Below are 26,350 nucleotides of genomic sequence, written 5' to 3' on the forward strand. Positions count from 1 at the left end.
CCCCGCGCGACCTTCCGGAGGAACCCTTGACCCACATCGAGAACCCGGGGCGCGAGCGCGCCCTGGCGTCCCGAGACGTGGTCGACGACCCCGAGCGGACGGAGCCGACCGGGCCGACCGGCACCAAGGAGACGACGGAGCGGCGGCGCGACTGGCTCGCCGGGACGCCGTGGTCGCGCGTCGACCTCCTCATCGCGGTGCTCGTCGGGGTGGCCGTGATGGTGCTGGCCTACGTGTTCCGGTCGATCGTCGTGCCCACCGACCCGTGGCACTACGTCCGGTCCGCCCTCGAGTTCCCGTCGGACGACTGGGTCCCGCTCGGCTACACGCGTTACGGCATCATCCTGGCGTCGATGGCCCCGGCCTACGTGTTCGGCAACGCCCAGGTGACCTACTACTTCTGGCCGCTGCTGTCGGCCGGGGTGCTCTCGGGCGCGATCTTCCTGCTGGGTCGCCGGTGGTGGGGGCGGCTGGCCGGACTGGTCGCGGTGCTGCTCTTCGTCTCCAACACGGTCGTCTTCTACAACCTCTCGCGGGGCTACCCCGACATCATGTCGATGGCCATCTTCACCCTCGCCATCGTGGTCGCCCTCGTCGCCCGCGACCGGGCGTCCTGGGACCGGTGGACCGTCGGCCTGGTCCTCGTCGTGGGCTTCCTGCTCGGCTGGGGGTTCGAGACCCGCGAGACCTCGATGCTGGCCTGGCCGCTGATCGCCGTGATCCTCTGGCGGCGTGGGCGTTTGGTCCGCACGGCGCTCTTCCTGCTGCTCCCGCTGGCCTTCTGGGCCGCGGTCGACATCGGCATCAGCGCCGTGGCGTACGGCGACCCGCTGCTCAAGCTGCACGTCCTCAGCGGCACCGACATCAGCGCGACCAAGACGGCGACCGGCGAGCTGGCCAACGGCAACCTCGTCAACCAGCCCCGCCTCACCTACTTCACCTTCATCCCCAAGATGGCCTGGGCGATGGCGGGTGGTCCCGCCATGGTGATCATCGGGGTGGTCGCCGCGCTCGGGGTGTTCGTGCGCAACGGCGGCATCCGGCTGATGGCCTGGTGGTTCCTGGGCGTCTACCTGCTCACCGTGCTGGCTGCCGGTGGGCTCGACCCGGCCCACCCGCGTGGCCGGCTCGACATCGCCCGCTACTGGATCCCGTTCGCTCCCGCAGAGTCCCTGGTGGTGGCCGGGATGGCCGCCCTCGCGACCGCCTGGGTCGTCCGGCGGCTCTCGTCGGCCGGGGCGCGGCCCGTGGTCGCCGCGGCCCTGCCCGCGCTCGTGGCCGTCCTCGTCGTGGCCGTCCCGGTCTTCCAGGGGGCGCGCTACGCCACGACGGGCGTGGCCAGCACGGCCTTCGCGGTCAAGGGCGGCGACGCCCTCGAGGAGCTGCGCGACCACCTCGACGCGGAGGACTTCAGCACCCCGAAGGTCTGGACCGACTGGGAGACCGCGCGCATCCTGCCGGCCTACCAGCGGGACTTCTTCGGCGGAGACAAGGTCTGGCAGGGCAAGCCCGAGTCGATCACCGGCAAGGGGGCCAAGCCGGTCAGCGGTGACTACGTCCTGCTGTTCCAGCCCGGCTCGCGCACCTGCGGCTTCTGCCTCACCGCGCTGTACCCGTGGACGATCCGGAACCCCTCGGGGCCGCCGTCCACCTGGGAACCCGTCTTCGAGTCCGACGCACGCAACCTGACCCTCTACCGCGTTCGGTGACCGCGCTCCCGGGCCGGACGCCCCTCCTCAGCGTCGTCTTGGCCGTCTACGACGTCGAGCGCTGGGTCCGTGAGTGCCTCGAGTCGGTGGCGCAGGTCGTCCCGCGCGACACCGAGGTCATCGTCATCGACGACGGGTCCACCGACTCCAGCCCCGCCATCTGCGACGAGATCGCCGCCGGACGACCCAGCTGGCGGGTCGTGCACCAGGCGAACGCCGGGCTCGGCGCCGCCCGCAACGTCGGCATCGACCTCGCGACGGGGGAGTACGTCGGCTTCGTGGACGGCGACGACGTGCTGCTGCCGGCCTATGCCGACCTGGTCCGTCGTGCCGTCGTCGACGGGGTCCACGTCGCGACCGGTGCCGTCAACCGCACCGACGGCGAGCGCGACTGGCCGAGCAGCCTGCACGCCCGGGCCCTGCAGGACGTCGGCGACCACGTGGTGCTGGTCGACGACCCGTCCCTCATCTTCGACACGACCGCGTGGAACAAGGTCTACCGGCGGTCCTTCCTCCTCGAGCACGGCTTGCGCTTCCCCGAGGGCGTGCTCTACGAGGACCTGCCCGTCACGGTGCGGGCACTGCACTTCTCGGGCCCGGTGGCGGTCGTGCACGAGCCGGTGTACCGCTGGCGCAGCCGGCAGGGAGAGCGCTCGATCACCCAGCGGCGCAACGAGCTCGTCAACCTCACCGACCGGTTCGCGGCGGTGCGTGACGTCGACGAGTTCCTCGAGGAGCAGCAGCTCCTCGACCTGCGCGAGCACCACGACGTCAAGGTGCTCCAGCTCGACCTCCCGCTCTACACCGCGGCCCTGCCGGAGTCGGACGGCGCCTACCGCGCGGCATACCTCACGTTCTTCCGGCACGTGGTGTCCGGGCTCCCGCAGCGGCTCCTGGACGCGCAGCCCCCCACGCTGCGGCTCTACGTCGCGCTGGCCGACGCGGGCCGGATGGACGACCTCGTCAAGGTGGTCCGCGCCCGGCGCGGCCGCAAGGCCTGGGCCGACGACGACCGGGGCCGGCTGGAGCGGGCCCGCGACAACCTCGCCAGCTTCGCCATCGAGCGCGACGTGAGTCCCGCGACGACCGTGCAGCTGGTCCGGCGGGCCACGACCAGCACGCTCAAGGCCCTCCTCCCCGAGCGCCGCAAGCAGCAGGTCGGTGCGCTGCTGCGCCGGCTCCGCGGCCAGGGCGGCTGAGCGGTGCGGAGCAGTGCAGTGCCGGGTATGCCGTGTGGCGTACGCTCGGTCGGCGGGTTCGCCGCGAGAAGATGGCCTCCGATGGAACCGCCGCGGGCGCGGCACACGACAGGCAAGGACGAATGAGACTCATCTCCCGGACGCAGGCCATCGCGGCCAAGCGGAGTGTGCTCTGGACCCTCATCGTGCGTGACCTCCGGGTCCGCTACTCGCGCAGCGTGCTCGGTTACGTCTGGACCGTCCTCGACCCGCTCCTGATGTCGCTCATCTACTTCCTCGTCTTCGTCTACATCTTCAAGCGCGGCGACATCGGCCACAAGCCGTACTTCCTCTTCCTCGTGATCGGGCTGCTGTCCTGGCAGTGGTTCTCCGGCTGCCTCACGGACACCTCGCGGGCCCTGATCCAGGAGGCGAAGCTGGTCCGGTCGACCAACCTCCCGCGCGAGATCTGGGTGCTGCGGGTGGTCTTCTCCAAGGGCATCGAGTACCTGCTGTCGCTGCCCGTGCTGCTGGCCTTCACCGCGATCTACTTCGTCAAGCACGACACCCACCTCAACTGGTGGCTGCTGATGTTCCCGTTCGCGATCGTCGTGCAGGCGGTGGCGCTCACCGGGCTCGGGCTCCTGCTGGCCCCGGTGACGGCGCTCGTCACCGACATGCAGCGGGTGATCCGCATCTTCATGCGGATGCTCTTCTACGCGACCCCCGTCATCTACGCCAGCCACGTCGTCCCCAAGCCCTACGACAAGGTGACCTGGCTCAACCCGATGACCGGCATCCTCGAGATGATGCGCGCCGGGTTCTTCTCCCACGAGGGCAAGCAGGCGATCTCGTGGGGCGCCATCATCGCGTCGCTGTTCGTGAGCGTCGTGCTGCTGTTCATCGGCAACACCGTCTTCGGCCGGCTCGAGCGCGCCGTCCTGAAGGAGATCTGATGGCCGGTCCCGTGATCTCCGTGCACGACCTCGGGGTGGAGTTCTACCGCTCGCGTCGTCGCCGGATGCAGCTGCGCGAGCTGCTGTTCCACGGTCGCAACAGCGCGCCCAAGGAGTCCTTCTGGGCGCTGCGCAACATCAGCTTCGACATCCACGCCGGCGAGGCGGTCGGCCTGGTCGGCGGCAACGGCGGGGGCAAGAGCACCCTGCTCAAGATGATCGCCGGCGTCCTGCTCCCCGACGAGGGCTCGGTCGAGGTGACCGGGGGCGTCGCCCCGCTCATCGAGCTGACCGGTGGCTTCGTCGGCGAGCTCTCGGCCCGCGACAACATCTACCTCACGGCCGGCCTGCACGGCCTGAGCAAGGAGAAGATCGAGGAGCGCTTCGACGAGATCGTCAACTTCGCGGGACCGGAGGTGCGGGCCGGGCTGGACACCCCCTACCGGCACTTCTCCTCGGGCATGAAGGTGCGGCTCGGCTTCGCCGTGGTCACCACGCTCGACGAGCCGATCGTCCTGGTCGACGAGGTGCTCGCCGTGGGCGACCGGGCGTTCCGCGAGAAGTGCTACAAGCGGATGGAGGCCATGCTCGCCGACGGTCGCACGCTCTTCCTCGTGTCCCACTCCGAGAGCGACCTCAAGCGCTTCAGCACCCGCGGTCTCTACCTGCGCAAGGGACACCTGGAGATGGACGGCCCCATCACCGACGTGCTGGAGCGCTACAACCACGACCTGGATGCCGGGGCGTGAGGCTCGACGAGCAGCCCTTCGTCGGCAGCGCGGCTGCCCGCGCCGTGCACGGACACTCGGCGGGCGGGTCGGTGGCCTTCCTCGGCACCGTCGAGCCGTCGGCCGACCTGCGCGAGTCGCTCGACCCCTTCGACCTGTCCCTGGCCGGTCCGTGGGGTCCGGACCGCCCCGACTGGCTTGCGTCGCTGGCCTCGCTCGCCGAGGCCGACGACGCCGCGCCACTGGTGCTGGTGGCCGCCGACCTGACGATCAGCCCGGTGGCCCTGCTCGACCTGCTCGACCGCCCCGGCGACCCCACCGCAGCCGTCACCGTCGAGCTGCCCGCGCTGCGCACCCAGGGCACCGACCTGACCCTCCTGCGGGTGCACCCGGAGCAGAAGCTCCTGCACTCGGTCGGCACCACCCGGCACACCGTCACGGCGCCCACCCACCTCGGCCTCGGCGTCGTGCTGCTCTCCGGTGCGCACCGCGCCCGCGCCGCCCAGCTCTGGCGGGCCGCCTCCTCGACGCCCGCTGCGGCCGACCCCGCGGTCGACCCCTTCGACCTGGCGCTGCTCGTGCTGGTGCGCGGCGGGATGCCGATCGGCTCGTCCCCCTTGGGACCGTTCGCCTTCCGGCGGGGGAGCGACGAAGCGCCCGGCGCCCGGGGGTCGGCCTGGCAGCAACGACTGCGCGGCGCCTCCCGCGGCGGTGACGGTTACTTCTCGACCCGCGTGATCCGACCCATGTCCCGTCGCGTCACGGCGGTCGGCCTGCGCCAGAACTGGACCCCCAACGCGGTCACCGTCACGAGCCTCGGTGTCGGGCTCGTGGCATCGGGCCTCGCCGCGGTCGACAACCGCTGGACCTGGGTGGCCGCGGCGGTCCTCCTCCAGGTGGCGATCGTCATCGACTGCGTCGATGGCGAGATCGCCCGGTTCACCCGCAGGTTCAGCGCGCTCGGGGCCTGGCTGGACGCCGTCGGCGACCGGATCAAGGAGTACTCGCTGATCGCCGCGGTGGCCGTCGTGGCCGAGCGCCGCGGAACCGACCTATGGGTGCTCGCGATCCTCGCGATGGTGCTCATCACGGCCCGCCACCTCGAGGACTACGCCTACGTCCACCGCAGCCGGGTGGCCAGGGCGCACGAGACGCCCGACCTGCTGCCGGTCGACGCACCCCGCGACCTCGGGCCGGAGGGCGCCCGCCTGGCGATCCCCCCGGCGCGCCGAGGGCTCGCCGAGGCGGTGTTCTGGACCAAGAAGGTGCTCCACCTGCCGATCGCCGAGCGCTACCTGCTCCTGTCCGTCGGTCTGCTGACCTTCCACCCGCAGTGGCTGCTGTGGGCGATCACCCTCGCCGTCGGCTTCGCGCTGGTCTGGACCCAGGGCGGCCGCACGGTCAAGGCGGTGCTCGGCCTCGACGACCACCGCCCCGACGACACGCTGTCCGCGGAGCACTGGGGCCACCTCGACCACCAGGCCGACCTCGGGCCGGTCGCCCGGCTCGCGGGCCGCGTCCTGCCGGCGCCGCTGGCCGTGGCCCTCCTCGGGGTGGTCGTCCTGCTCGGCGCGGCGGTCGTCGCCTGGCGCACGGAGCAGCCCTGGGTGGCGGTCGCGCTGGTCGCCGTCGGCGTGCTCCTCGTCGGCGCGGGGGCGCACCCCCCGCTGCGGAGCCCGTTGGCCTGGCAGCTGCCCACCTTCCTCTGGGCCGCCGAGTCGGTCCTGGTCATCGGCCTCCTGGTGGCCACCCCCGGCGTCGAGCGCTGGACCGGTTTCGCCTACCTCGCCGCCGTCGCGTGGCACCGTTACGACGTGGTCTACCGGCTGCGCGACACCGGGTCGCCCGCGAGCGCGTGGGTCACGCTGGTGACCCTCGGGGTCGACGGCCGGATGCTGCTCCTCGTCCTCGTGTGGGCCGTGGGCGGACCCGTGCAGGCCGTCCTCGCGTGGGGTGCGCTGGCCCTCGTCGTCGTGTATGCCGTGGAGTCAGCCCTCGGGTGGCGCGCCTGGGCGCGCACCGAGGCCGGCCCGGTCACCTCGGGTGAGGAGGTGCTGGCGTGAACCACGACCCCTCGGACAACCACCCGTCGCTCGCCGAGCTGCGCGCCGTGGCGCAACCCCCCGAGCACATCGCGCGCTACAACGCCGAGCACTGGGCCGGGGCCCTCTACATCCGGCACCTGTCCGTCTACGCGACGCGTGCGCTGCTGCCCACCCGCATCTCCCCGAACGGCGTGACCTGGCTGATGATCCTCGTCGGGGTGGTCGGCGCGCTGCTGCTCCCGCTGCCCGGCGTCGTCGGCCCGCTGCTGTGCGTCGTCGCCATGCAGCTGCAGATCCTGCTCGACTGCAGCGACGGCGAGGTGGCCCGCTGGCGACAGCGGTTCTCGCCCGCAGGCATCTACCTCGACCGGATCGGCCACTACGCCACGGAGGCCGCCATCCCCGCGGCGCTGGGGCTGCGGGCCGACGGCTGGTCTCTCTCGGACCCGGGCGACGTGGGCGGCTGGACGGTGCTGGGGCTGCTGGTCGCGCTGGTGGTCCTCCTCAACAAGGCGTTCACCGACCTGGTCCACGTGGCGCGCGCGAAGACCGGGCGCCCGGTGCTCGAGGACGTGGCCGCCACGACCCGCTCCAAGGTGTCCGGTCTCGCGGCGGTCCGGCGCGCGATGGGCTACCTCCCGATCTTCCGTGCCTTCGTCGCCGTCGAGGCCTCGCTCCTCGCGCTGGCAGCAGGCATCGTCGACGTGGTGCGGGGCGACCTGCTCGGCACGCAGGTGCTGGTCGCCGTGATGGTCCCGCTGGCGCTCGTCACCGCGGGCGGGCACCTCGTCGGCGTCCTCACGAGCTCGCGGCTGGACTGATGGCAGGCGGCAGCGCACCCCACCGGTCGGCCCGCGTCCTGCAGTGGGCGCAGGAGCACGGCGAGGTGGGTGGGGTGCACGCCAGCCACCGCCAGCTGACCCACGCGCTGCGCGCCGAGGGGTATGCCGTGGGCTACGTCGACACCGGTGCCGCCGCCCGGGCGGTCCGGTCGGTCCCCGGGTGGTGGGGTCGTCGCACCCTGCACCTGTTCCACATCACCCGGCTCTGGCGCGCCGTGGTGCTGGCGCCGCTGTTCGCGGTGCTGCCCGGCCGCAGCGCCGTCGTGCTCCACTCGGGCTCGACGCTCCGCCAGGTCGAGCGCCTGGGTGGGGCCGGCAGCGCCGTGCTGCGGCTCGCCCTGCACGCGTACGACGAGATCTGGGCCGTCAACGACGAGATCCGCGCGGTGCTGCCCGACTCGCTCCGCGACCGGGTGCGGGTGGTGACGCCGTTCGTGCCCACCCCCGCCGACCCGGCGGTCGAGGCTCCCCCGCGTGACCCGCACGCCGTGTCCGTGGCGACCAACGCCGGGCTCGCGCACTACAACGCCGAGCTCGCCGTCGAGGCGGTGCGCCTCGTCCGCGCGGCCGCCTGGCCCGACGCCACCCTCCGGGTGCTGGCCTACGGCCACGACGGCGAGCACCTGGGTCGGCTGCGCGCCGCCGTGGCTCCACTCGACTGGGTGACGCTGACCTTCGACTCGCCCGCCGAGGAGGTCCGCGCGGTCCTCGCGTCGTCCGGGGTCTTCCTGCGGCCGACGGACTGGGACGGCGACTCGGTCATCGTGCGCGAGGCGCTCGACTCCGGCGCCCGCGTGGTGGCCAGCGACACCGCGCCCCGCCCGCTCGGGGTGGAGCTCTCCGCCCTCGACGCTGCTGCCCTGGCGGTGGCCCTGGAGCGCGGTGGCCGCCCGAGTGACGGCAGCGGGCTGGCCGTCGACACGCTGCTGGTGGCTGCCGAGGCGGCCCTCGCGACGCTCGAGGCCTGACGGACCGACGAGCGTCAGGCCTGCTCGGTCGCGGGAGGGGCGTCGCTGCCCGCGTTGCTGCCCTCGTCACGGCGCGGCGGCACGGTGGGGCTCGCGGTCGTGCCCGCCATCGGGCTGCTGGTCGGATCCGACTGGCTCGGGGTCGACTCCGCTCGGACCTCGTCGAGCGCGAGCCGGCGGGCCAGACGGGTGTAGCGGGCCTCGAAGTCACGGAACCGCAGGTAGGTGGTCACGGTGAAACTGAGGAACGCCACGACGAGGGCGTAGAGGACCAGGTCGGTGCCGCGCCGGACGCCGGCGACGGCGGCCATCCGGTTCCACAGGTTCGGGAAGAGGATCGAGACCACGGCAAAGGCGGCGAAGAGCATCAGCCCCAGTCGGCGCACCGCCTGGGAGCGGGCCCCGCGCGAGCGGAACAGCCGTGCGGCCACCACGACCACGACGACGATCAGCAGGACCTGGATCAGCACGATGTTCATGTCAGCGGGCTCCTGTCGACCGGCTCATCGCAGGATCAGCTCGGCCAGGATGTTGACGGCGTTCCAGAGCGACTGGCCCTTGGCCTTGGAGTAGTCGGTGTAGAGGATGTGCACCGGGCTCTCGGCATAGCGGATGTCGAGCGCACCGATCTGCTGGACCAGCTCGGAGGCGTGCGCCATCCGGTTCTGGGTGATCTCGAGCTGCTCGACGACCTCGCGCGAGATGAGCCGCAACCCGTTGTGGGCGTCGGTCAGCCGGGTGTGGGTGGTCAGGTTGGTGTAGCCGACGGCCATCCGCAGGACGAGCTTCTTGAGCAGGCCGGCGTCGGTGCGGTCGTCGAGGAAGCGCGACCCGAACACGACCGCGAGGTCCTCGGCGCGGGCCTTCTCGAGCATCGCCAGCACGTCCGAGGTCTGGTGCTGCCCATCGGCGTCGAAGGTGACGACCCACTTCATGTCGGGCCGGGTGAGCGCGTACTCGAACCCGGTCTGCAGCGCAGCGCCCTGCCCCAGGTTCACCGGGTGCTGGACCACGACCGCACCGGCCGCTGCCGCAGCGGCCGCGCCGCCATCACGGGAACCGTCGTCGACGCACACCACGTTGGGGAACGTCTCGCGGGCCTGGGCGACCACATCGCCGATCACCTCGGCCTCGTTGTACAGAGGCACCACGAGCCAGACGTCGTCGTTCATCGCGCCCCAGCCTAGTGGTCGCCGCCGGTGGGGTGCCGCAGCCGCCCCGATAGCCTTCCGGCATGGAGTCGCAGAACCATTTCTACGGGCACAGCGCCGCCTTCGCGGTGTATGCCGGTCGGCCGAGACCACGGCACATCCACGGCTTGGTGCAACACGGCTGGACCGCGGTGTCCCCGGTGCAGACCCACTTCCGCGACTTCCCCAAGGTCGGGCTCGACGCCGGCAGCCGGCGGCGGCTGCTGGTCTGGTCGCACGAGTCGCGCGCCTGGGACCCCCGGGAGGAGCGGCACACCACCACCCCGGTCGGCGCCCAGTTCGCCTACCTCGCCCGCGCGGCGGGCCCGACGCCGAAGCCGCGGGACGAGCGCGACGAGGTCGTCCTCATGCCGGTGCACGGCATCCAGACCCAGCGGGTGCGCGGCGACCACGCCGGGCTGGCCAGGCTGTGGCGTGAGCAGGAGGGGCCAGCCACCGCCTGCCTGTATGCCGCGGACGCCGCCGACCCGGACATCCTCGGGGCCTACACCGGGGCCGGCCACCGGGTGGTCGTGCTGGGCGAGCGGATGGACGCGGAGTTCCTGTGGCGGCTCTGGACGATGCTCGGCCGGGCCCGGCGGGTGGTCTCGAACCGGCTCTCGACCCCGGTCCTCTACGGCGGGCACCTCGGCGCCGACCTCGGCGTCTACGGCGACGCGCTGCGCATCGACGGCGAGAGCGACGCGATGAACGAGCGCGTCCGGCAGACCTGGCCCGAGCTGCACGGCCAGCACCTCGACCCGGCCACCGCAGGCCCGGTGGTCGACCGTGAGCTGGGCGTGCAGCACCTCCTGCCGGCGGGCGAGCTCGAGCGGCTGCTGGGCTGGCGCGGCCTCGGCCCGGCGATCCCGGCCACCGAGTTCTGGACCACCTCGGTCGTGTCGCGGGCGGTCATCAACCTCCGTCGTCGAGCGGATGCGCCGTCCGCACCCCCCGCCCCCGCCGAGGAGGCGCCCACGGGTCTGGCCTTCGGGCCGTGGCTGCGGGCGGCGATGTCCTACCTGCCGCGGCCGCTGCCCCGCAGCCTGCCGGCTGCCGGACAGCTCGTCGAGCCGATCGAGGTCCGGCCCGCGGCGTAGGCCGGCTGAGGCCGGTCAGCGGGTGAGGACCCGGCGCAGCATGGCCAGGCTGGCCAGGAAGACGACCGCTGCCACCGCGATCCGGACCACGGTCCACGACCCCTCGACGGGCAGGGCGGCGCCCAGCGCGCAGAGGGCGAACCCGAGGCCCAGGGCCGGGACCAGCGCACGTTCGTGCCAGCGGGTCGGGCTGACCCGTCGGGCGAGGCGCGCGACGCCCACGGCCATCGCGGCATACGTGATGGTCATGCCGACGCCCACGGCGGCGACGCCGAAGAAGTGGCCCGCGAGCCACGCCCCGGCCGTGCCCAGCACCAGCGACAGCGGCGTGACCAGGGCGAGGCCCTCACTGCGCCCGGAGGCGAAGACCAGGTGGACGTTGCAGAGGTAGAGCACCGACAGCACCGTGCCGGCCGCGACGAGGCCGACCGCCGGGGTCATCTCGCCGGGGCTGTAGGAGGCCGGTGCCACGATGCGCAGGAGCACCGGCGCGGCCGCTGCGACGAACCCCGCCGCCAGGGCGGTGAGCACGGCGATGTCGCGACCGGTGTGCTCGAGCACCTCGGCTCGGTCGTGCTCGGGCGTGCGGTAGACGATCGGCGCCCACGCGTTGTTGAGGCTGGAGGTGAGCACCCCGGGGGCCGACCCGATGAGCACGGCGAGCTGGAGCCGACCGGCTTCGGCGGACCCGAACAGCCAGCCGGCGACCAGGACGAGGATGCCGCTGGCCAGGAAGATGGCCACCTGGTGCGGCACCGTCGGCACGCCCACGCGCAGGGCGCGCCGGGTGTCGCCGCGGTGGTGCTCGACCCCGCGCACGACCATCGCGAGGCCGCACAGGGCGGCGGCGAGGTAGCCGATGGCCAGACCGCCCAGGTAGCGCGCGGCGGTCGGCTCCCCCGTGAGGAGCAGGAGCATGCCGAGCAGCGGACCGCCCAGCGCACTGCCGAGCGACAGCAGGACGAAGGGCAGCGGACGGTCGAGCACCCGGAGGTAGGACTGGACGTTGACGACCATCGAGAAGCCGGCCGCCGAGGCGAGGGCGAGGACGAGCGCGATCGGCTCCCGGATGCCCAGCCAGCCGGCGCTCCACCCCGCGGTGAGGGCGCCGAGCGCGGTGAGGAGCACGGCAGCCGCAGCGCCCCGCAGCACCAGGCTCCGCGCGCCCGAGACGCCGGAGCTCTCGAGGATGCCGTGACGGGTGATGGCGGCCGCCAGGCCGAGGCCGGCCACGATCATGCCCACCTGCACGACGACGAGCCCGGTCGCCACCGAGCCGTACTCCGTGCTGCCCAGCTGGCGGGTGACGAACGGCGTGACCACGGCGTTGCTGAGCACCGGCGCGGCCGTGCCCATCGTGTAGAGGAGACCACGACCGAGCACCGCCTTGCTCGCGGTGCTGCCGGTGGAGCCGGCCGTGAGCTCGGGGTCGGACGGGAGTGGCTCAGCCACCCAGGAACTCACGGATCAGCTCGATGACCCGGTCGACGTCGGAGTCCAGCAGGTCGGGGAACAGCGGCAGCGAGATCTCCTGCTCGTAGTACTCCTCGGCCACGGGGCACATGCCGCGCTGGTAGCCCTGCGCGGCGTACAGGGGGTGCCAGTAGACCGGGATGTAGTTGACCTGCACCCCGATCCCGTTGTCGCGCAGGTGGTCGAAGAGCGCGCGGCGGCGCCCGTCCCGGATCCGCAGCGAGTAGAGGTGCCACGTGGGGTCGGCTCCGTCGCGGGTCGGGGGCAGCACCAGCTCGTCGAGCCCGGCCAGTCCCTCGGTGTAGCGCGCGTGCAGCTCGGTGCGACGGTCCTTGAAGTGGCCCAGCCGGGTGAGCTGGTTGGACCCGAGGGCGGCCAGCACGTCGGGCAGGCGGTAGTTGACCCCGAGGTCGTGGACCTCGTACCACCAGGCGCCCTCGTCGGTGCGCTGCAGGCGCTCCGGGTCCTTGACCATGCCGATGTTGCGGAACGTCGCGGCGCGGAGCAGCACCTCCGCGTCGGTGGCCACGACCGCGCCACCCTCGGCGGTGGTGAGGTTCTTGGTGGGGAAGAACGAGAACGTGGTGACGTCGGCCAGCGACCCGACCGGGGTGCCGTCGAGGCGGCCACCGATCGAGTGGGCGGCGTCCTCGAGGAGCAGGACGTCGCGGCCGGCGACCGCCGCGCGCAGGCCGGGGGCGTCGATCGGGTGACCGCCGTAGTCGACCCCCGACACGACGCGGGTGCGGTCGGTGAGCGCCGCCGAGACGGACGCCGGGTCGAGGTTGCCGGTGTCGGGCGTCACGTCCGCGAAGACGACCGTGGCGCCGAGCATGGTGGCGGTGCTCGCCGTGGCCACGAAGGTGAGCGGGGTGGTGACCACCTCGTCGCCGGGGCCGACCCCGATCGCCGCGTATGCCGTGTGCAGGGCTGCCGTGCCCGAGGTCACCGTGACGGCCCCCTGGGTGCCGGCGAGCGCGGCGAGCTCGGACTCGAAGGAACGCACCCACGGTCCAGTGGTCAGCCAGTCGCTGGTGAGGACCTTCGAGACCGCGGCGACGTCGCTGTCGTCGACCGACTGGCGGCCGTAGGGGAGCACGCTCAGACGTCCGTCTCGAGCAGTGCGGTGAAGTCCTCCCTGGTGAACCACTCGGTGTTGTTGTCCGAGGTGTAGTGGAAGCCTTCGGGGACGGACTCGCCGTGCTCCGGAGCGGTGTAGCCCCAGGACGCGAGGTCGGGCTGGAGGACGAACCGGTCGCCGAGGCGCAGGGCCCGGCGGCCCTCCTCGGGGCTGATCATCTCCTCGTGGAGCTTCTCACCGGGGCGCAGGCCGATCTCGTGCATCTCGGCACCGGGGGCGACCGCCTGGGCGAGGTCGGTGATCTTCATCGACGGGATCTTGGGCACGTAGAGCTCGCCGCCCTGCATGATCTCGAACGAGTCGGTGACGAACTTGACCGCCTGGGGCAGGGTGATGAAGAAGCGGGTCATCCGCAGGTCGGTGATCGGCAGCGACTGGCCGGCCTCCGCGAGCTTGCGGAAGAACGGGATCACCGAGCCGCGGCTGCCCATGACGTTGCCGTAGCGGACCACGGAGAAGCGGGTCGGGTAGGCCGCGGCGTAGTGGTTGCCGGTGATGAAGAGCTTGTCGGCGGTGAGCTTGGTCGCGCCGTAGAGGTTGATCGGGGAGGACGCCTTGTCGGTGGACAGCGCGACCACGCGCTTGACGCCGGCGTCGATGCAGGCCTCGATGACGTTCTGCGAGCCGACGACGTTCGTCTGCACGAACTCCCACGGGTTGTACTCGGCGGTGTCGACCTGCTTGAGCGCGGCTGCGTGGACGACGTAGTCGACGCCGTGCATGGCCCGGTTGAGGCGGTGGCGGTCGCGGATGTCGCCGATGAACCAGCGCAGCCGCGGGTCGTCGCCGAACAGCTGGCGGCACTCGTACTGCTTGAGCTCGTCGCGGCTGAAGATCACGATCCGCTTGGGGTCGTGGTTCTTCAGGGCCTCGGTGATGAACGCCTTGCCGAACGAGCCGGTGCCACCGGTGACGAGGATCGAGGAGCCGGCGAGAACGGACGAGGGTGCAGCGGAGACGTCAGGCATGGGCGCAATAATGGCACGTCCCCCCACCCCCGGTAGGAGCCGCATGCGCGTCATCGTCGTCGTCCAGGCCCGGATGGGATCCACCCGGCTGCCGGGCAAGGTCCTCGAGGACCTCGGGGGCCTTCCCGTGCTCACGTGGGTGGTCCGTGCCTGTCGGGCCGCGCGCCTCGTCGACGACGTCGTCGTGGCCACCAGCACCCTCCCCGGCGACGACCCGGTGGCCGACCTCGCGCGCGAGCTCGGCGCACCCGTGGTGCGGGGGAGCGAGGACGACGTCCTGTCCCGCTACGTGCAGGCGCTCGACGAGCAGCCCGCCGACGCCCTCGTGCGGATCACCGCCGACTGCCCCTTCACCGACCCGGCCGTCATCGACACGGTGGTCGGCGCGTGGCTGGCCGACCCCACCCTCGACTACGTCTCGACGGTGGTGGTGCGCACCCTGCCACACGGCCTCGACGTCGAGCTGGTCACGGCGGAGGCGCTGCGCCGGGTCGCCGCGACGGCGACCGACCACCACCGCATCCACGTCACCTCGGGGATCTACACCGCGCCCGACGAGTTCGCGGTGATGGGCCTGTGCTTCGCCCCCGACACCACCGACCTGCGGATCACCCTCGACACCCCGCGGGACCTCGAGGCCCTGCGCGCGATCGTGGCCGAGCGCGGCACCGAGATCGCCGAACGACGCGAGATCATCGCGCTGCTGAGGGCCCGGCCGGACCTGGCCGCCATCAACGCCGACATCGCCCAGAAGTCGCTGGAAGCCGGCTGATGCGGCTGCTCCTGCGGTGCGACGGAGGGCCGGGCATCGGGGTGGGCCACGTCGTGCGCAGCCTCGCGCTGGCCGAGGAGGCCACGGCGCGCGGCCACGAGGTGGCGCTGCTGGGCCGGGTCGAAGGTCCGTTCCTCACCGCGCTGGCCGCCTCGGTCGGTCCCGGCCTGTCCCTGCTCGGGCCGTCGCCGTCGGACCAGCCGGCCGACCTGGCGCGGTCGGCAGCCGGCTACGACGCCCTCCACGTGGACCACTACGACCTCCCAGAGGGCCTGCTCGGTGCCTTGCAGCGGCCGACCCTGCGACCCGACGGTCCGGACTCGCCGGCCCCCGTGCTGTCGACGATGGCCGACGGCACCTTCGGGGCCCGCGCGGCCGACCTCGTCGTCGACCCCACGGTCGACGCGCAGTGGTCCGACCCGCCGGCGCCGGCCCGGTGGTACCTCGGCGGCGCGCGCTACGTGGCGCTGCGGCGGTCGGTCACCTCCCTGCGCACCGCGGACCCGAAGGGGGCCCCCAGCGTCGCGGAAGCTCCTGGCGATCCGGGGTGGCGGTCCGCGGGCTCCGCCCTGCGGGTCCTCGTGGTGATGGGCGGCGTCGACCCGACCGGCGCCGCGCCGCGGGTGGTCGATGCGCTCGCGGCGACCGGCCTCGAGCTCGACGTCGTGGTGGTGGCCAACGAGCAGACCAGGTCGCCGTTGTCCGCCCGGGCCGACGCCTGGCGCCACGGCACCCTCACGGTCACCGACCCGGTCCCCGACCTGCCCCGCGAGATGGCGACCGCCGACCTGGTGGTCACCGCGGCCGGCACGTCGGTGTGGGAGCTCTGCGCGATGGCCCGTCCGATGGCCGTCCTCGCCGTGGTCGACAACCAGGTCCCCGGCTACCTCGCGCTGCTGCGAGCAGGGGCGGCAGTGGGGCTCGGCTCGCCCTCGGCGGCCCCGGACCCGGCGGCGATGGCGGGCGCGCTGACCGCGGTGCTCACCGACGCCACCGCCAGGCGCGACCTCGCGACCGCGGCCGGTCGCATGGTCGACGGGCTGGGCGCGTGGCGGCTGGTCTCGTCGCTGGAGGAGGTGGTCGGCGGAGCGAGGGCGTCGCGCCGACCCGGCGAGGTCACGGTGCGGGCGGCCACCCCGGCCGACGCCGAGCTGCTCTGGCACTGGCGCAACGACCCGGCCACCCGCGAGAACTCGCGCTCGCACGAGCCGGTCCCGCTGGAGTCCCACCTCGCCTGGCTGGAGGCCAGCCTGGCCCGTGCGGACCGGCACCTGCTCGTGGGCGAGGTCGCCGGTCGTCCGGTCGGCACGGTCCGCTGGGACCGCGAGGCCGCCGGGGAGTGGGAGGTCTCGATCACGGTCGCCCCGGACAGTCGCGGGCGCGGCGTCGCGGGCGGCCTCCTGGCCGCCGGAGAGGTCTGGCTGTCGCACGAGGTCACGGGCGGGGACCCGGCCGCCCGCTCCGTCGGGCCGGGCGACCGAGCCGGCCTCGCGGCATACCTCGCTGCGGTGCACACCGCGAACGCCGCGTCGAGGCGACTGTTCCTCGGGAGTGGATACCTGCCCGACCGGCCGGCGGACGCCGACGGTTTCGAGAGGTTCGTGAAGTTCTGATCTCCTGCTGCGCCCGGAATTTCTGATCTCCTGCTGCGCCCGGAATTTCTGATCTCCTGCTACGCCCGGAATGTGGCCTAGATCAGGTCCCAGGTGAGCGGCGTGCCGCGCTCCACGGCGCTGGTGAAGGTGCGGCCGAGCACCTTCTCGATCTCGTCGGTCGCCAGGCCACCGGCGGGACGGATCGAGCGGATGTTGTCGCGGGTGACGGGGTCGCCGGCGGCGACGTCGGCCACGACGTAGAGCGAGCGGCGCAGCGCCAGGGTGTCGCGCTCCGACTCGGTGGGCCCGAACCGCGGGGGCTGCACGGCCTTGCGTGCGGCGGCGGACTCACGGACCAGCGCGGTGAGCTCGTGGGGCTCTAGCGAGAAGTCGGAGTCGACCCCTCCGTCGGCCCGCGCGAGGGTGACGTGCTTCTCGAGGGCGACCGCGCCGAGCGCCACGGCGGCCACCGAGACACCGATGCCCTCGGTGTGGTCGGACAGGCCGATCGGGATGCCGAACGCCTCCTGGAGCGTCGGGATCGACAGGAGGCGGGCGTCCTCGGGGGCGGCGGGGTAGGACGCCGTGCAGGCGAGCAGCACCATCTGGGTGCAGCCGCCGTCGCGCGCCGCCGACAGCGCCCGGTCGATCTCGCCGAGGGTGGCCATGCCGCTGGAGATGATCATCGGCTTGCCGGTGGCGGCGACCTCGCGGATGAGCGGGAGGTCGACCACCTCGGCGGAGGCGATCTTGTAGGCCGGGGCGTCGAGCGACTCCAACAGCTCGATCGCCGTCGGGTCGAACGGGCTGGAGAACGGCGTCAGGCCGCGCTCGCGGGCCCGCTCGAACATCGGGGCGTGCCACTCCCAGGGGGTGTGCGCCTCCTGGTAGAGGTCGTGGAGGGTGCGGCCACCCCACAGGTCGTGGTCGGCGCGGATCTGGAACTGCGGGCCCTTGGCGTCGATGGTGATGGTGTCGGCCGTGTAGGTCTGGAACTTGACCGCCTGCGCGCCGGAGTCGGCGATCGCGTCGATGATCTCCAGGGCCCGCTCGAGCGAGCCGTTGTGGTTGCCGGACACCTCCGCGATGACGAACGGGGTCTGTCCCGGCCCCACCTGGTGGCCGTCGATCTCAATGGGTGCAGGGCTGGTCATGGGACCAGCCTAGGCGACGGTCCGGCCGAGCCCCGACTCGTGGTCCGGGCGGCGGCTGCAGTCGCGGATCGGTAACAAATGCCTGTGTCTGCTGTGAAAGTTGGGAACTCGTGCTGCTTGTGCACCGGTTGTGGGGCATGGTGTCGGGTAACTCGCCCTTGACGCTCCTTCCCCCGCACCCGACTCCTGCGAGATCTGCCATGCCTGTGCCATCCCTGACCTGGTCCACCGTGCTGCACCGGACCGCCGCCCCGACGCTCGGCCTGAGCCTGGCCCTGGTCGCGACCTCGGTCGTCACCGTCGGGCCGTTGCCCGGCAGCGCCGCCGCCGCGCAGACCCACCCGGTGAAGTCGAGCCGGGTGCAGGTGACCGCCACTCCCCGGGCCGTCGACCAGCTCGGCGGGGCGCGACCGTCGTCGACCCGTTCGGGGGCGGTCACCGCGGCCCAGCCGGTGCACCGCGACCTCGCGGTGGTCGGCGCGACCTGGGTCAAGGGTCAGCTGGGGGCCGACGACGTCGTGCAGGTGCGCATCCACAAGGACGGCGCCTGGGACGCGTGGCAGACCATGGACCGCGACGACGACCACGCCCCGGACGTCGACGGTCCGGGCGGCGCCGAGGGCCGTCGCGTCGTGCGCGAGGGCACCAGCGCCTACGTCGTGGACGGCGACCAGACCCAGGTGCGGGTGCTGAGCCGCAAGGCCGTGGCGCCCACCGTGCAGGTGTCGGTCGTCGACCCCGGCACGTCGGACGCCGACGGCGCACCGGGCGCAGCCGCCCCCGGGTCGGCGACGGCTGCTGCTGCGCGGCCGACCATCCACACCCGCAAGGAGTGGGGCGCCGACGAGTCGATGCGACAGGGGGGCGTCGGCTACGGCCAGGCGCACATCGCCTTCGTGCACCACACCGCCGGCACCAACACCTACTCGAGCGCCCAGGTGCCGGCCATCATCCGCGGCATCTACGACTACCACGTGAACGGTCAGGGCTGGAACGACATCGGCTACAACTTCCTCGTCGACCGGTTCGGCCGGATCTGGGAGGGGCGCTACGGCGGGGTCGACAAGGCCGTCATCGGCGCGCACACGGCCAACTACAACTCCTGGTCCTTCGGCGTCGCCGCGATGGGCGACTTCACCTCCGCGACCCCACCAGCGGCGATGCTGACGGCGATCGAGCGCACCATCGCCTGGAAGTTCACCCTGCACGGCAACCCCGCCACGGGCACCGTGTTCGCCCGCGACAAGACCTTCAACCGGATCTCCGGGCACCGCGACGGCGGCTCGACCAGCTGCCCCGGCCAGCAGATGTACAACCGCCTGCCCACGATCCGCAGCGCGGTGGCGTCGATGATCGGCACGTTGCAGCGGTCGGGCATCTCGCGGTCGCTCGACAGCGGGGGCACGCCCGACCTGCTCACCTACCCGGGCACGCTGAGCCCGCCGACGATGAGCGGGTCCGTGCAGCGCCTCACCAGCGCCGCACCGCAGCCGGTGAGCTCGGCGCAGACCATCGGCAAGGGGTGGAACGCCCTCGACGACATCGTGCTCAGCCCCGACCTCACCGGTGACGGCCGGGCCGACATCGTCGCCCGCGACCCCGCCCGCAACGCCGTGCGCGTCTACGCGGGGAACGGTCGGGGCGGGTTCGGCACGATGGCCGTGAAGGGTGGCGGCTGGAACGTCATGAGCCGGCTGGTCGCCGCGGGCGACCGCACCGGCGACGGCCGTGCCGACCTGCTCGCCGTGCGCAACGACGGAGCACTGCTCCTGTATGCCGGTGACGGCCGTGGGTGGGTGACCTCCGGTGTGGTCATCGGGACCGGGTTCGCTGGCGTCCGGACGCTCACCAGTGCCGGTGACCTGACCGGCGACGGTCACCCCGACCTGCTGGGCATCCGCAGCTCCGACAACCAGCTGGTGCTCTACCCCGGCACGGCGTCGGGAGGCCTGGGCGCCGCCCGGACCTGGGGGAGCGGCTGGGGCTCGCTCGACAGCATCACCGCGGGTCCGGACCTCGACGGTGACGGCCACGCCGGTGACCTCGTCGTCCGCCAGCGGGACGGCGTGATGCGCACCTACTACGCCGACGCGGCGGGCAAGCTGACCCGCTACAACTTCTGGGGCAAGGGCTGGTCCTCGCTCGACCACGTCACGAGTGGGGCCGACTGGGACGGCGACGGCCACGCCGACGTGATCGCCCGCGTGCCGGGTGACTCGACGCTGCGCCTCTACCGCGGCACGGGTCAACGCGACTTCGGCTCCGCGCCGGTGCCCGCCGGGGTACAGGTGACCGGGATGGACCTGGTGCGCGTGGTCGGCGACCTCGACGGCGACGGTCGCACGGACGCCGTCGCGAGGGGCGCCGGCAACGGCAACCTCTACCTGCTGCGCGGCCAGAGCGGCGGTGGCTTCGCCGCCTCCAGCACCCCGATCGGCAAGGGCTGGCAGGTCTTCGACCTGATCGAGGCCGCGGGCGACCTGAGCAACGACGGGGTGCCGGACCTGATCGCCCGGACCACCGGTGGCGAGCTGCGGATGTACACGATGACGCGGAGCGGGACCTTCGCGTGGTGGATCCAGCTGGGGCTCGGCTGGCAGGTGATGAGCAGTGTCACCGCTGCCGGCGCGATCAACGGGGACTTCAACGCAGACGTCGTGGGGCTGCGCAAGAGCGACGGGGCGGTCCTGCTCTACCGCGGCAGCGGGCCGGGCACGCTGAACGACTATGTGGTGGCCATTTCGGGGCAAACCGACCTGCGTCGGATCATGGGGGTGGGAGACTTGAACGGAGACCGCAAGAATGACCTACTGGCAGAGGACAACGGTGGAAAGCTCTGGCTCTACGCGGGCGACGGGACGAAGGGGTTCAGCTCCGTTCGGCAGCCCGTCACCGCTCCTGCAGGTGCGGCGAATGTCCTGGGCTAGGTCGGGCCGGCTGCGGTCACTGACCGCCGCCGGGGTCGCCGTGGCAGTCGGCCTCGTCGTGTCAGCCGGTCCGGCGGGCGCAGCCGAGGTCTACCCCCGTCCCGCGGACGGCACCCTCACCATCACCGGCCACGGCAACGGGCACGGCCACGGCATGTCGCAGTACGGCGCCCTCGGGGCGGCCGAGGCGGGCCTCACGTGGCAGCAGATCGTCGGCTTCTACTACCCCGGCACCACCCCTGGCTCGATGGGCAACCCCACGATCCGGGTGCGGGTGGCCGACCTCGGCAGCACCGTGCAGGCCGTGCCGGCCACCGGGCTGCGGGTCACCTGGAACCTCACCGACTCCTCGGTCCTGCCGACCGAGAAGGACGGCAAGGCCATCACCCGGTGGCGGCTCATCCCCGCGCCCAAGGTGTCGGGCACGCCCACGAAGTTCCGCCTCCAGTACCTCCCCGATGTCCCGTCCCCGACGTGGACGACCTACGCCACCGCCAGCGTGCCGTTGACCGGTGCCTTCCTCAACCCCACCTCCGGGATCGTCACGACCTACCGCGGCACCACCCAGGTGCAGTACCGCGGGCAGGTCCGCGGGATCCTCAGCGGCAGCCCCGGCGCCGAGTCCCTCGTGCCCGTCGTGGCGCTGCCGATGGACAGCTACCTGCGCACCGTGGTCCCGAGCGAGGTCTTCGCCTCCTGGCCGGCCGCCACCCTGCGCGCCCAGGCCGTCGCCGCCCGGTCGTTCGCCGAGTGGCACCGCACCAACGCGCCGGTCTCGACGTGGTACGACGTCTACGACGACACCCGCAGCCAGGTCTTCAAGCCGACGAAGACCGGCAGCACCTCGAACGAGTTCGCGTCGACCAACGACGCCATCAGCGTCACGGCGAAGATGGCCGTGCTCTACAGCGGCAAGGCCGCCTTCACCCAGTTCAGCGCGTCCGACGGCGGCTGGTCCTCCGACGGCGGCAAGCCCTACCTCGTGGCCAAGCGCGACGACTACGACGCCACGCCCTCCAACCCGTACCACACCTGGACGCACACGCTCTCGACCTCGACCATCGAGGCCAGCTACCCGAGCATCGGGTCGTTCAAGTCGCTGGCGATCACCCAGCGCAACGGGCTCGGCGACCAGGGTGGCCGGGTCCTCGCCGCCACCATCACCGGGTCCAAGGGATCGGTCAGCCCGAGCGTCTCGTCGCTGCGCAGCGTCTTCGGCAACACCTGGAGTGACTGGTTCGCCCCCCGGCTCGAGTCGGCCTCCTCCTTCCCGCGCGACGTCACGGGGGACGCGAAGATGGACGTCCTCGCGGTCGAGGCCGGTAGTGGCGCCCTGCGCGTCTACTCCGGCAACGGCAAGGGCGGGTGGAACCCGACCACGGTGGCCGAGCCCAGTGGCTGGAACTCATACGCCAAGGCGCTGACGGCCGGCACGTGGGACGCCGACACCATCAGCGACGTCATCGTGCAGGACACCGCCGGCAACCTGTTCCTGCGCAGCGGCACCGGCAACGGGACCTTCGCAGCAGCCAAGAAGATCGGCGCCGGCTGGACCATCCACAACCTGGTCCTGCCCGTCGGTGACTTCGACGGCGACGGCCTGACCGACCTGATCGCCCGCCGCGCGAGCGACGGCGCGCTCTGGCTGTACTCCGGCAACGGGACCGGCGGCTTCAAGGGCCACAGCACGATCGGTGGGGGCTGGAACATCTTCACCTCGATCCTCAGCCCCGGCGACTTCACCGGTGACGGTCACCCCGACGTGCTGGCCCGCACGGCCGACGGCACCTTCTACCTCTATGCCGGCGACGGCACGGGTGGCTGGAAGCCGAGGGTGAAGGTCGGCAGCGGCTGGGACACCTTCACCGCGCTCACCAGCGGCGGGGACTTCAACGGCGACGGCAAGTCCGACGTCCTCGCCCGCACGTCGTCGGGTCTGCTCTACCTCTACCCGGGCAACGGCACCGGTGGCTGGAAGCCCCGCGTGGTCGTCGGCAACGGCTGGCAGATCTTCTCGAACATCCTGCGCTGACGGACCGCCCTACCCAGCGAGGTCGACGGTGAAGTCCGGCTCGGTCTTCTCGCGGACCTCGTCCTCGGTGACGCCGTCGGCGAGCTCGCGCAGCACCAGGCCTGACTCGGTGACGTCGAAGACGCACAGGTCGGTGATGATGCGCTGCACGACCCCGCGGCCGGTGTAGGGCAGTGAGCACTCGTCGACGATCTTGTAGGCGCCGTCCTTGGCGTTGTGCTCCATCAGGACGATGACCTTCTTGGCGCCGTGGACCAGGTCCATCGCGCCGCCCATGCCCTTGACCATCTTGCCGGGGATCATCCAGTTGGCGATGTCCCCCTTGGCCGAGACCTGCATCGCGCCCAGGATCGCGGCGTCGACCTTGCCCCCGCGGATCATCCCGAAGGAGGTGGCCGAGTCGAAGAACGACGACCCGCGACGCAGCGTGACGGTCTCCTTGCCGGCGTTGATGAGGTCCGGATCCTCTTCGCCGTCAATGGGATACGCGCCGACGCCGAGGATGCCGTTCTCGGACTGGAGGACGATCTCGACGTCGTCCGGGACGTAGTTGGGCACCAGCGTCGGCAGCCCGATGCCGAGGTTGACGTAGGAGCCGTCGGACAGCTCCGCGGCTGCGCGGGCGGCCATCTGCTCACGGGTCAGCGCCATCTCAGGCCTCCTGGCTGTTGGTCGAGGACTGGCTCTCGCTGCCGGCGCCTGCGCCGGCGTGGTTGGCATCCGGGCGGGGGCGCACGGTGCGGCGCTCGATCCGCTTCTCCTTGGCCTGGTCGGCGGTCAGCGGCAGCACCCGGTGCACGTAGATCCCGGGCAGGTGCACCTGGTCGGGGTCCAGCTCACCGGGCTCGACCAGCTCCTCGACCTCCGCGATCGTGATGCGGCCGGCCATCGCGGCCAGCGGGTTGAAGTTCCGGGCGCTCTGGTTGAAGACCAGGTTGCCGTGCCGGTCGCCCTTCCAGGCCCGTACGAGCCCGAAGTCGGCGACGATCGCGCGCTCGAGGACGAACTCCTTGTCGTGCCCGTCGACCTGGAAGACCTTGACCTCCTTGGGAGGTGAGGCCTTCGCGACGGTGCCGTCCGCGGCATACAGCCAGGGCAGCCCGCCCTCGGCGACCTGGGTGCCGGCACCGGTCACGGTGTAGAACGCGGGGATCCCGCTGCCGCCGGCGCGCAGCCGCTCGGCGAGCGTGCCCTGCGGCGTCAGCTCCACCTCGAGCTCGCCGGAGAGGTACTGCCGCTCGAACTCCTTGTTCTCCCCGACGTAGGAGGAGACCATCCGGGCGATCCGCTTGTCCTTGAGCAGGATGCCCAGGCCCCAGTCGTCGACGCCACAGTTGTTGCTGATCGCCTCGAGGCCGGTCACCCCCGCATCGTGGATCGCCGCGATGAGCACGCTCGGGATGCCGCAGAGCCCGAACCCGCCCACCGAGAGGGAGGAGCCGTCGACGATCCCGTCGATGGCTTCGGCCGCGGTGGAGACGACTTTGTCCATGGCGTGGACTCTAGCCGGACCCCTCGGGCCGCCTTGCGTGGTCCCTCCCCACAGTCATCGGTATGCCGCGTGCGCATGCCACATGACGACGGTGCACCGCGTGACGAGCCCGGTCTCCGACCGTCCTCGCCTCAGCTTTATCGGGTCAAGCAAGAAGGTTGACCTTCGCACGGGAAGCGTTCCGGGGTGAAGCTCAACGTTTCCCCTAGACCCGATAAAGCTGAGGTATGCCGGCCGGGCGCCGCCCAGCGCGGCTGGCCGTTCGGGGGAGGCGAGAGCGAATTCCGTGGTTGTAGTTCGCTCGAACCGCTTGTGACGGGTGAGTACTGGTGGGACAAATGTCCTGCCTGCTCCGCAAGTGACGCCTGGTCACCTGTGGGGCAGGTGTCCAACTCGTACTGCGGCTCGGGCTCCGAGCCGCCATCCCCCCGTGGAGTTTCTCGTGTCGCGTGTCGTGCGTGCCTTCGGCGTCCTGGCCATCCCGGTGCTCACCGTCCCCGTCGGGATGGCGTCCGCGGATGCGGCCACCCTGCCCAAGCCCCCGACCAAGACGCTGCCGTCCGCCCTCGACGTGGCCCCGCCCTACCAGGCGCAACGGCTCTGCGACCCGCAGGCCAAGCCTGGTGTCGTGGCCTTCGCCAAGCTGATGTCCAGCCACTACAAGGTCGGCACCTCCGAGTGGGGCATCGTCCGGAACTGCAACAGCGGCCTCACCGAGCACTCCGAGGGTCGCGCCTGGGACTGGATGCTCAGCGCCAACAAGCCCAACGAGAAGGCCATCGCCGACTCGGTGACCCAGTGGCTGTCGGCGCCCGACGCGCAGGGTCGACCCGGTGCCATGGCCCGCCGGTTCGGGATCATGTACATCATCTGGAACCACAAGATGTGGCGCGCCTACGACCCGGCGCGTGGCTGGGCCCCCTACACCGGGCCGGTGCCGCACACCGACCACATCCACTTCTCGTTCTCGTGGGACGGCGCCTACGCCCGCACCTCCTGGTGGACCGGCAAGGCCCTCACGACGGTCAGCCCCGGCCCGGCCTCGGCCCCCAAGCCCACGACGCCGCCGCAGACCCCGTCGGCCGTCTACTCGCTGCTGATCCAGGGCGCGACCGGTCCCGACGTGGTGCTCGCGCAGAAGGTCATCGGCGTCACACCCGACGGCGTCTTCGGCCCGAAGACGGCGGCCGCCCTGAAGGCCTGGCAGGCCGCCCACGGCGTCAAGGTGACCGGCCAGCTCGACCCGGCCACCTGGGCCAAGATGGTGGCGCTCAAGCTGATCCCCCCGCGCGGCACGGCGACGACGCCGTCGACCCCGACCAAGCCCCCGGTCACCCCGACCAAGCCCCCGGTCACCACCCCGACGAAGCCACCGGTGAAGTCCCCCGCCAGCCCGCTCGCGGCCTACGCCAAGCTGACCCTGAAGAAGGGCTCCTCCGGGGCGGCGGTCGTCGCCCTCCAGAAGGCGCTCGGCATCACCGCGGACGGCGCGTTCGGCCCCAAGACCGAGGCCGCCGTCAAGGCCTTCCAGGCCCGCCGCAACCTGCCGGCGACCGGCATCGTCGGCCCGAGCACGTGGGCCGCGTTGATGGGTGGCACCGGCAGCACCGACTCGGCCTCGCGCAGCACCACGCGTGTCGCCACTCCCTACACCGCCCTGAAGTCCACGGTCCTCAAGGCCGGTTCGCGCGGCACCGCCGTCAAGACCCTCCAGCGGGCCCTCGGCGGCCTGGCCGTCGACGGGGCGTTCGGGGCGCGCACGACCGCCGCGGTCAAGGCCTTCCAGAAGTCCCACCAGCTGGCCCAGACCGGTGTCGTGGACGGCAAGGTCTGGCAGGCCCTCGAGAACCGCGACTACCCGCTGCGGGCCTATTACGGCACCGTCCTCAAGACGGGCTCGCACGGCACGGCCGTCACGGCGCTGCAGAAGGCGCTGGGCATCAAGGCCGATGGCAGTTTCGGCCCGGCCACCGCCACCGCCGTCAAGGCGCTCCAGGGCCGCGCCAAGCTGGCCCGGACCGGTGTGGTCGCGACCCTGACGTGGCAGGCCCTCGAGGCCGAGCTGCGCCGCCGCTAGCGC

The 26,350-nt window shown here is 72.1% G+C and carries 21 protein-coding genes; 13 read left to right on the forward strand and 8 right to left on the reverse strand.

The features are described from left to right. Positions 1-26: 26 nt before the first annotated feature. From ASG95_RS05855 to ASG95_RS21200, 7 genes are all read left to right on the forward strand, one after another. Positions 27-1,709, forward strand: coding sequence for a glycosyltransferase family 39 protein (locus tag ASG95_RS05855; RefSeq protein WP_057376871.1), 1,683 nt, complete (start codon positions 27-29; stop codon positions 1,707-1,709). Continuing rightward, a complete protein-coding gene (locus ASG95_RS21195; protein WP_057376872.1) occupies positions 1,706-2,908 on the forward strand; it encodes a glycosyltransferase in 1,203 nt (400 codons plus the stop codon). Before ASG95_RS05855 ends, ASG95_RS21195 begins: the two co-directional genes overlap by 4 nt. Positions 2,909-3,030: 122 nt before the next feature. Continuing rightward, positions 3,031-3,843: an ABC transporter permease gene (locus tag ASG95_RS05865; RefSeq protein WP_057376873.1), complete on the forward strand. Its 813-nt coding sequence runs from the start codon at positions 3,031-3,033 to the stop codon at positions 3,841-3,843. Further along, positions 3,843-4,592, forward strand: coding sequence for an ABC transporter ATP-binding protein (locus tag ASG95_RS05870; protein ID WP_057376874.1), 750 nt, complete (start codon positions 3,843-3,845; stop codon positions 4,590-4,592). Before ASG95_RS05865 ends, ASG95_RS05870 begins: the two co-directional genes overlap by 1 nt. Next, positions 4,589-6,634 carry a DUF5941 domain-containing protein gene (locus ASG95_RS05875; protein WP_057376875.1) on the forward strand — a complete coding sequence of 682 codons (2,046 nt, stop codon included), beginning with the start codon at positions 4,589-4,591 and terminating at the stop codon, positions 6,632-6,634. The genes ASG95_RS05870 and ASG95_RS05875 overlap by 4 nt, the downstream gene beginning before the upstream one ends. Next, complete coding sequence (locus ASG95_RS05880; RefSeq protein ID WP_057376876.1) at positions 6,631-7,437, forward strand: CDP-alcohol phosphatidyltransferase family protein; 807 nt, start codon at positions 6,631-6,633, stop codon at positions 7,435-7,437. Before ASG95_RS05875 ends, ASG95_RS05880 begins: the two co-directional genes overlap by 4 nt. Next, positions 7,437-8,426, forward strand: coding sequence for a hypothetical protein (locus ASG95_RS21200; RefSeq protein WP_057376877.1), 990 nt, complete (start codon positions 7,437-7,439; stop codon positions 8,424-8,426). The genes ASG95_RS05880 and ASG95_RS21200 overlap by 1 nt, the downstream gene beginning before the upstream one ends. A 14-nt stretch (positions 8,427-8,440) precedes the next feature. On the opposite strand, the gene ASG95_RS05890 is transcribed toward ASG95_RS21200, so the two are convergent. Both ASG95_RS05890 and ASG95_RS05895 read right to left on the reverse strand, forming a co-directional pair. Further along, complete coding sequence (locus tag ASG95_RS05890; RefSeq protein WP_082592369.1) at positions 8,441-8,905, reverse strand: DUF2304 domain-containing protein; 465 nt, start codon at positions 8,903-8,905, stop codon at positions 8,441-8,443. A 24-nt stretch (positions 8,906-8,929) separates the two neighbouring features. Further along, positions 8,930-9,598, reverse strand: a complete 669-nt coding sequence (locus ASG95_RS05895) for a glycosyltransferase family 2 protein (protein WP_057376878.1) — start codon at positions 9,596-9,598, stop codon at positions 8,930-8,932. 62 nt (positions 9,599-9,660) lie between these two features. Between ASG95_RS05895 and ASG95_RS05900 the strand changes: the two genes are divergently transcribed. Continuing rightward, positions 9,661-10,716, forward strand: coding sequence for a hypothetical protein (locus tag ASG95_RS05900; RefSeq protein WP_057376879.1), 1,056 nt, complete (start codon positions 9,661-9,663; stop codon positions 10,714-10,716). A gap of 15 nt (positions 10,717-10,731) precedes the next feature. On the opposite strand, the gene ASG95_RS05905 is transcribed toward ASG95_RS05900, so the two are convergent. From ASG95_RS05905 to pseB, 3 genes are read right to left on the reverse strand one after another with little or no spacing between them, the layout of a single operon-like run. Next, the gene (locus tag ASG95_RS05905) at positions 10,732-12,168 is read right to left on the reverse strand and encodes a lipopolysaccharide biosynthesis protein (RefSeq protein ID WP_057376880.1); all 1,437 of its coding nucleotides are present in this window, start codon (positions 12,166-12,168) and stop codon (positions 10,732-10,734) included. Then, on the reverse strand, positions 12,161-13,288 hold the full coding sequence (locus ASG95_RS05910; RefSeq protein WP_082592370.1) for a DegT/DnrJ/EryC1/StrS aminotransferase family protein: 1,128 nt from the start codon (positions 13,286-13,288) through the stop codon (positions 12,161-12,163). Before ASG95_RS05910 ends, ASG95_RS05905 begins: the two co-directional genes overlap by 8 nt. A gap of 2 nt (positions 13,289-13,290) precedes the next feature. After that, positions 13,291-14,298, reverse strand: coding sequence for a UDP-N-acetylglucosamine 4,6-dehydratase (inverting) (gene pseB, locus ASG95_RS05915; RefSeq protein ID WP_056922875.1), 1,008 nt, complete (start codon positions 14,296-14,298; stop codon positions 13,291-13,293). A 43-nt stretch (positions 14,299-14,341) separates the two neighbouring features. Between pseB and ASG95_RS05920 the strand changes: the two genes are divergently transcribed. Both ASG95_RS05920 and ASG95_RS21735 read left to right on the forward strand, forming a co-directional pair. Then, positions 14,342-15,070, forward strand: a complete 729-nt coding sequence (locus ASG95_RS05920) for a cytidylyltransferase domain-containing protein (protein WP_082592371.1) — start codon at positions 14,342-14,344, stop codon at positions 15,068-15,070. After that, positions 15,070-16,683 carry a bifunctional UDP-2,4-diacetamido-2,4,6-trideoxy-beta-L-altropyranose hydrolase/GNAT family N-acetyltransferase gene (locus tag ASG95_RS21735; protein WP_057376881.1) on the forward strand — a complete coding sequence of 538 codons (1,614 nt, stop codon included), beginning with the start codon at positions 15,070-15,072 and terminating at the stop codon, positions 16,681-16,683. The genes ASG95_RS05920 and ASG95_RS21735 overlap by 1 nt, the downstream gene beginning before the upstream one ends. Before the next feature lie 77 nt (positions 16,684-16,760). On the opposite strand, the gene pseI is transcribed toward ASG95_RS21735, so the two are convergent. Further along, positions 16,761-17,819 (reverse strand): pseudaminic acid synthase, encoded by a 1,059-nt coding sequence (pseI, locus tag ASG95_RS05930; RefSeq protein WP_057376882.1) that lies wholly within the window; start codon positions 17,817-17,819, stop codon positions 16,761-16,763. A gap of 200 nt (positions 17,820-18,019) precedes the next feature. Here pseI and ASG95_RS05935 point away from each other — a divergent pair, with 200 nt between their 5' ends. Then, entirely contained in the window at positions 18,020-20,746 is a 2,727-nt protein-coding gene (locus ASG95_RS05935; protein WP_162259371.1) for an FG-GAP-like repeat-containing protein, read from the forward strand. Then, entirely contained in the window at positions 20,733-22,778 is a 2,046-nt protein-coding gene (locus tag ASG95_RS05940; protein WP_057376884.1) for an FG-GAP-like repeat-containing protein, read from the forward strand. Before ASG95_RS05935 ends, ASG95_RS05940 begins: the two co-directional genes overlap by 14 nt. A gap of 9 nt (positions 22,779-22,787) precedes the next feature. Here ASG95_RS05940 and ASG95_RS05945 read toward each other — a convergent pair whose 3' ends face one another. Both ASG95_RS05945 and ASG95_RS05950 read right to left on the reverse strand, forming a co-directional pair. Continuing rightward, entirely contained in the window at positions 22,788-23,429 is a 642-nt protein-coding gene (locus ASG95_RS05945) for a CoA transferase subunit B (protein ID WP_057376885.1), read from the reverse strand. A gap of 1 nt (position 23,430) precedes the next feature. Continuing rightward, positions 23,431-24,270 carry a CoA transferase subunit A gene (locus tag ASG95_RS05950; RefSeq protein WP_057376886.1) on the reverse strand — a complete coding sequence of 280 codons (840 nt, stop codon included), beginning with the start codon at positions 24,268-24,270 and terminating at the stop codon, positions 23,431-23,433. A 442-nt stretch (positions 24,271-24,712) separates the two neighbouring features. Between ASG95_RS05950 and ASG95_RS05955 the strand changes: the two genes are divergently transcribed. Next, on the forward strand, positions 24,713-26,347 hold the full coding sequence (locus ASG95_RS05955) for a peptidoglycan-binding protein (protein ID WP_057376887.1): 1,635 nt from the start codon (positions 24,713-24,715) through the stop codon (positions 26,345-26,347). Positions 26,348-26,350 lie beyond the last annotated feature (3 nt).

This window comes from Phycicoccus sp. Soil803 (assembly GCF_001429685.1).
Taxonomy (GTDB): domain Bacteria; phylum Actinomycetota; class Actinomycetes; order Actinomycetales; family Dermatophilaceae; genus Pedococcus.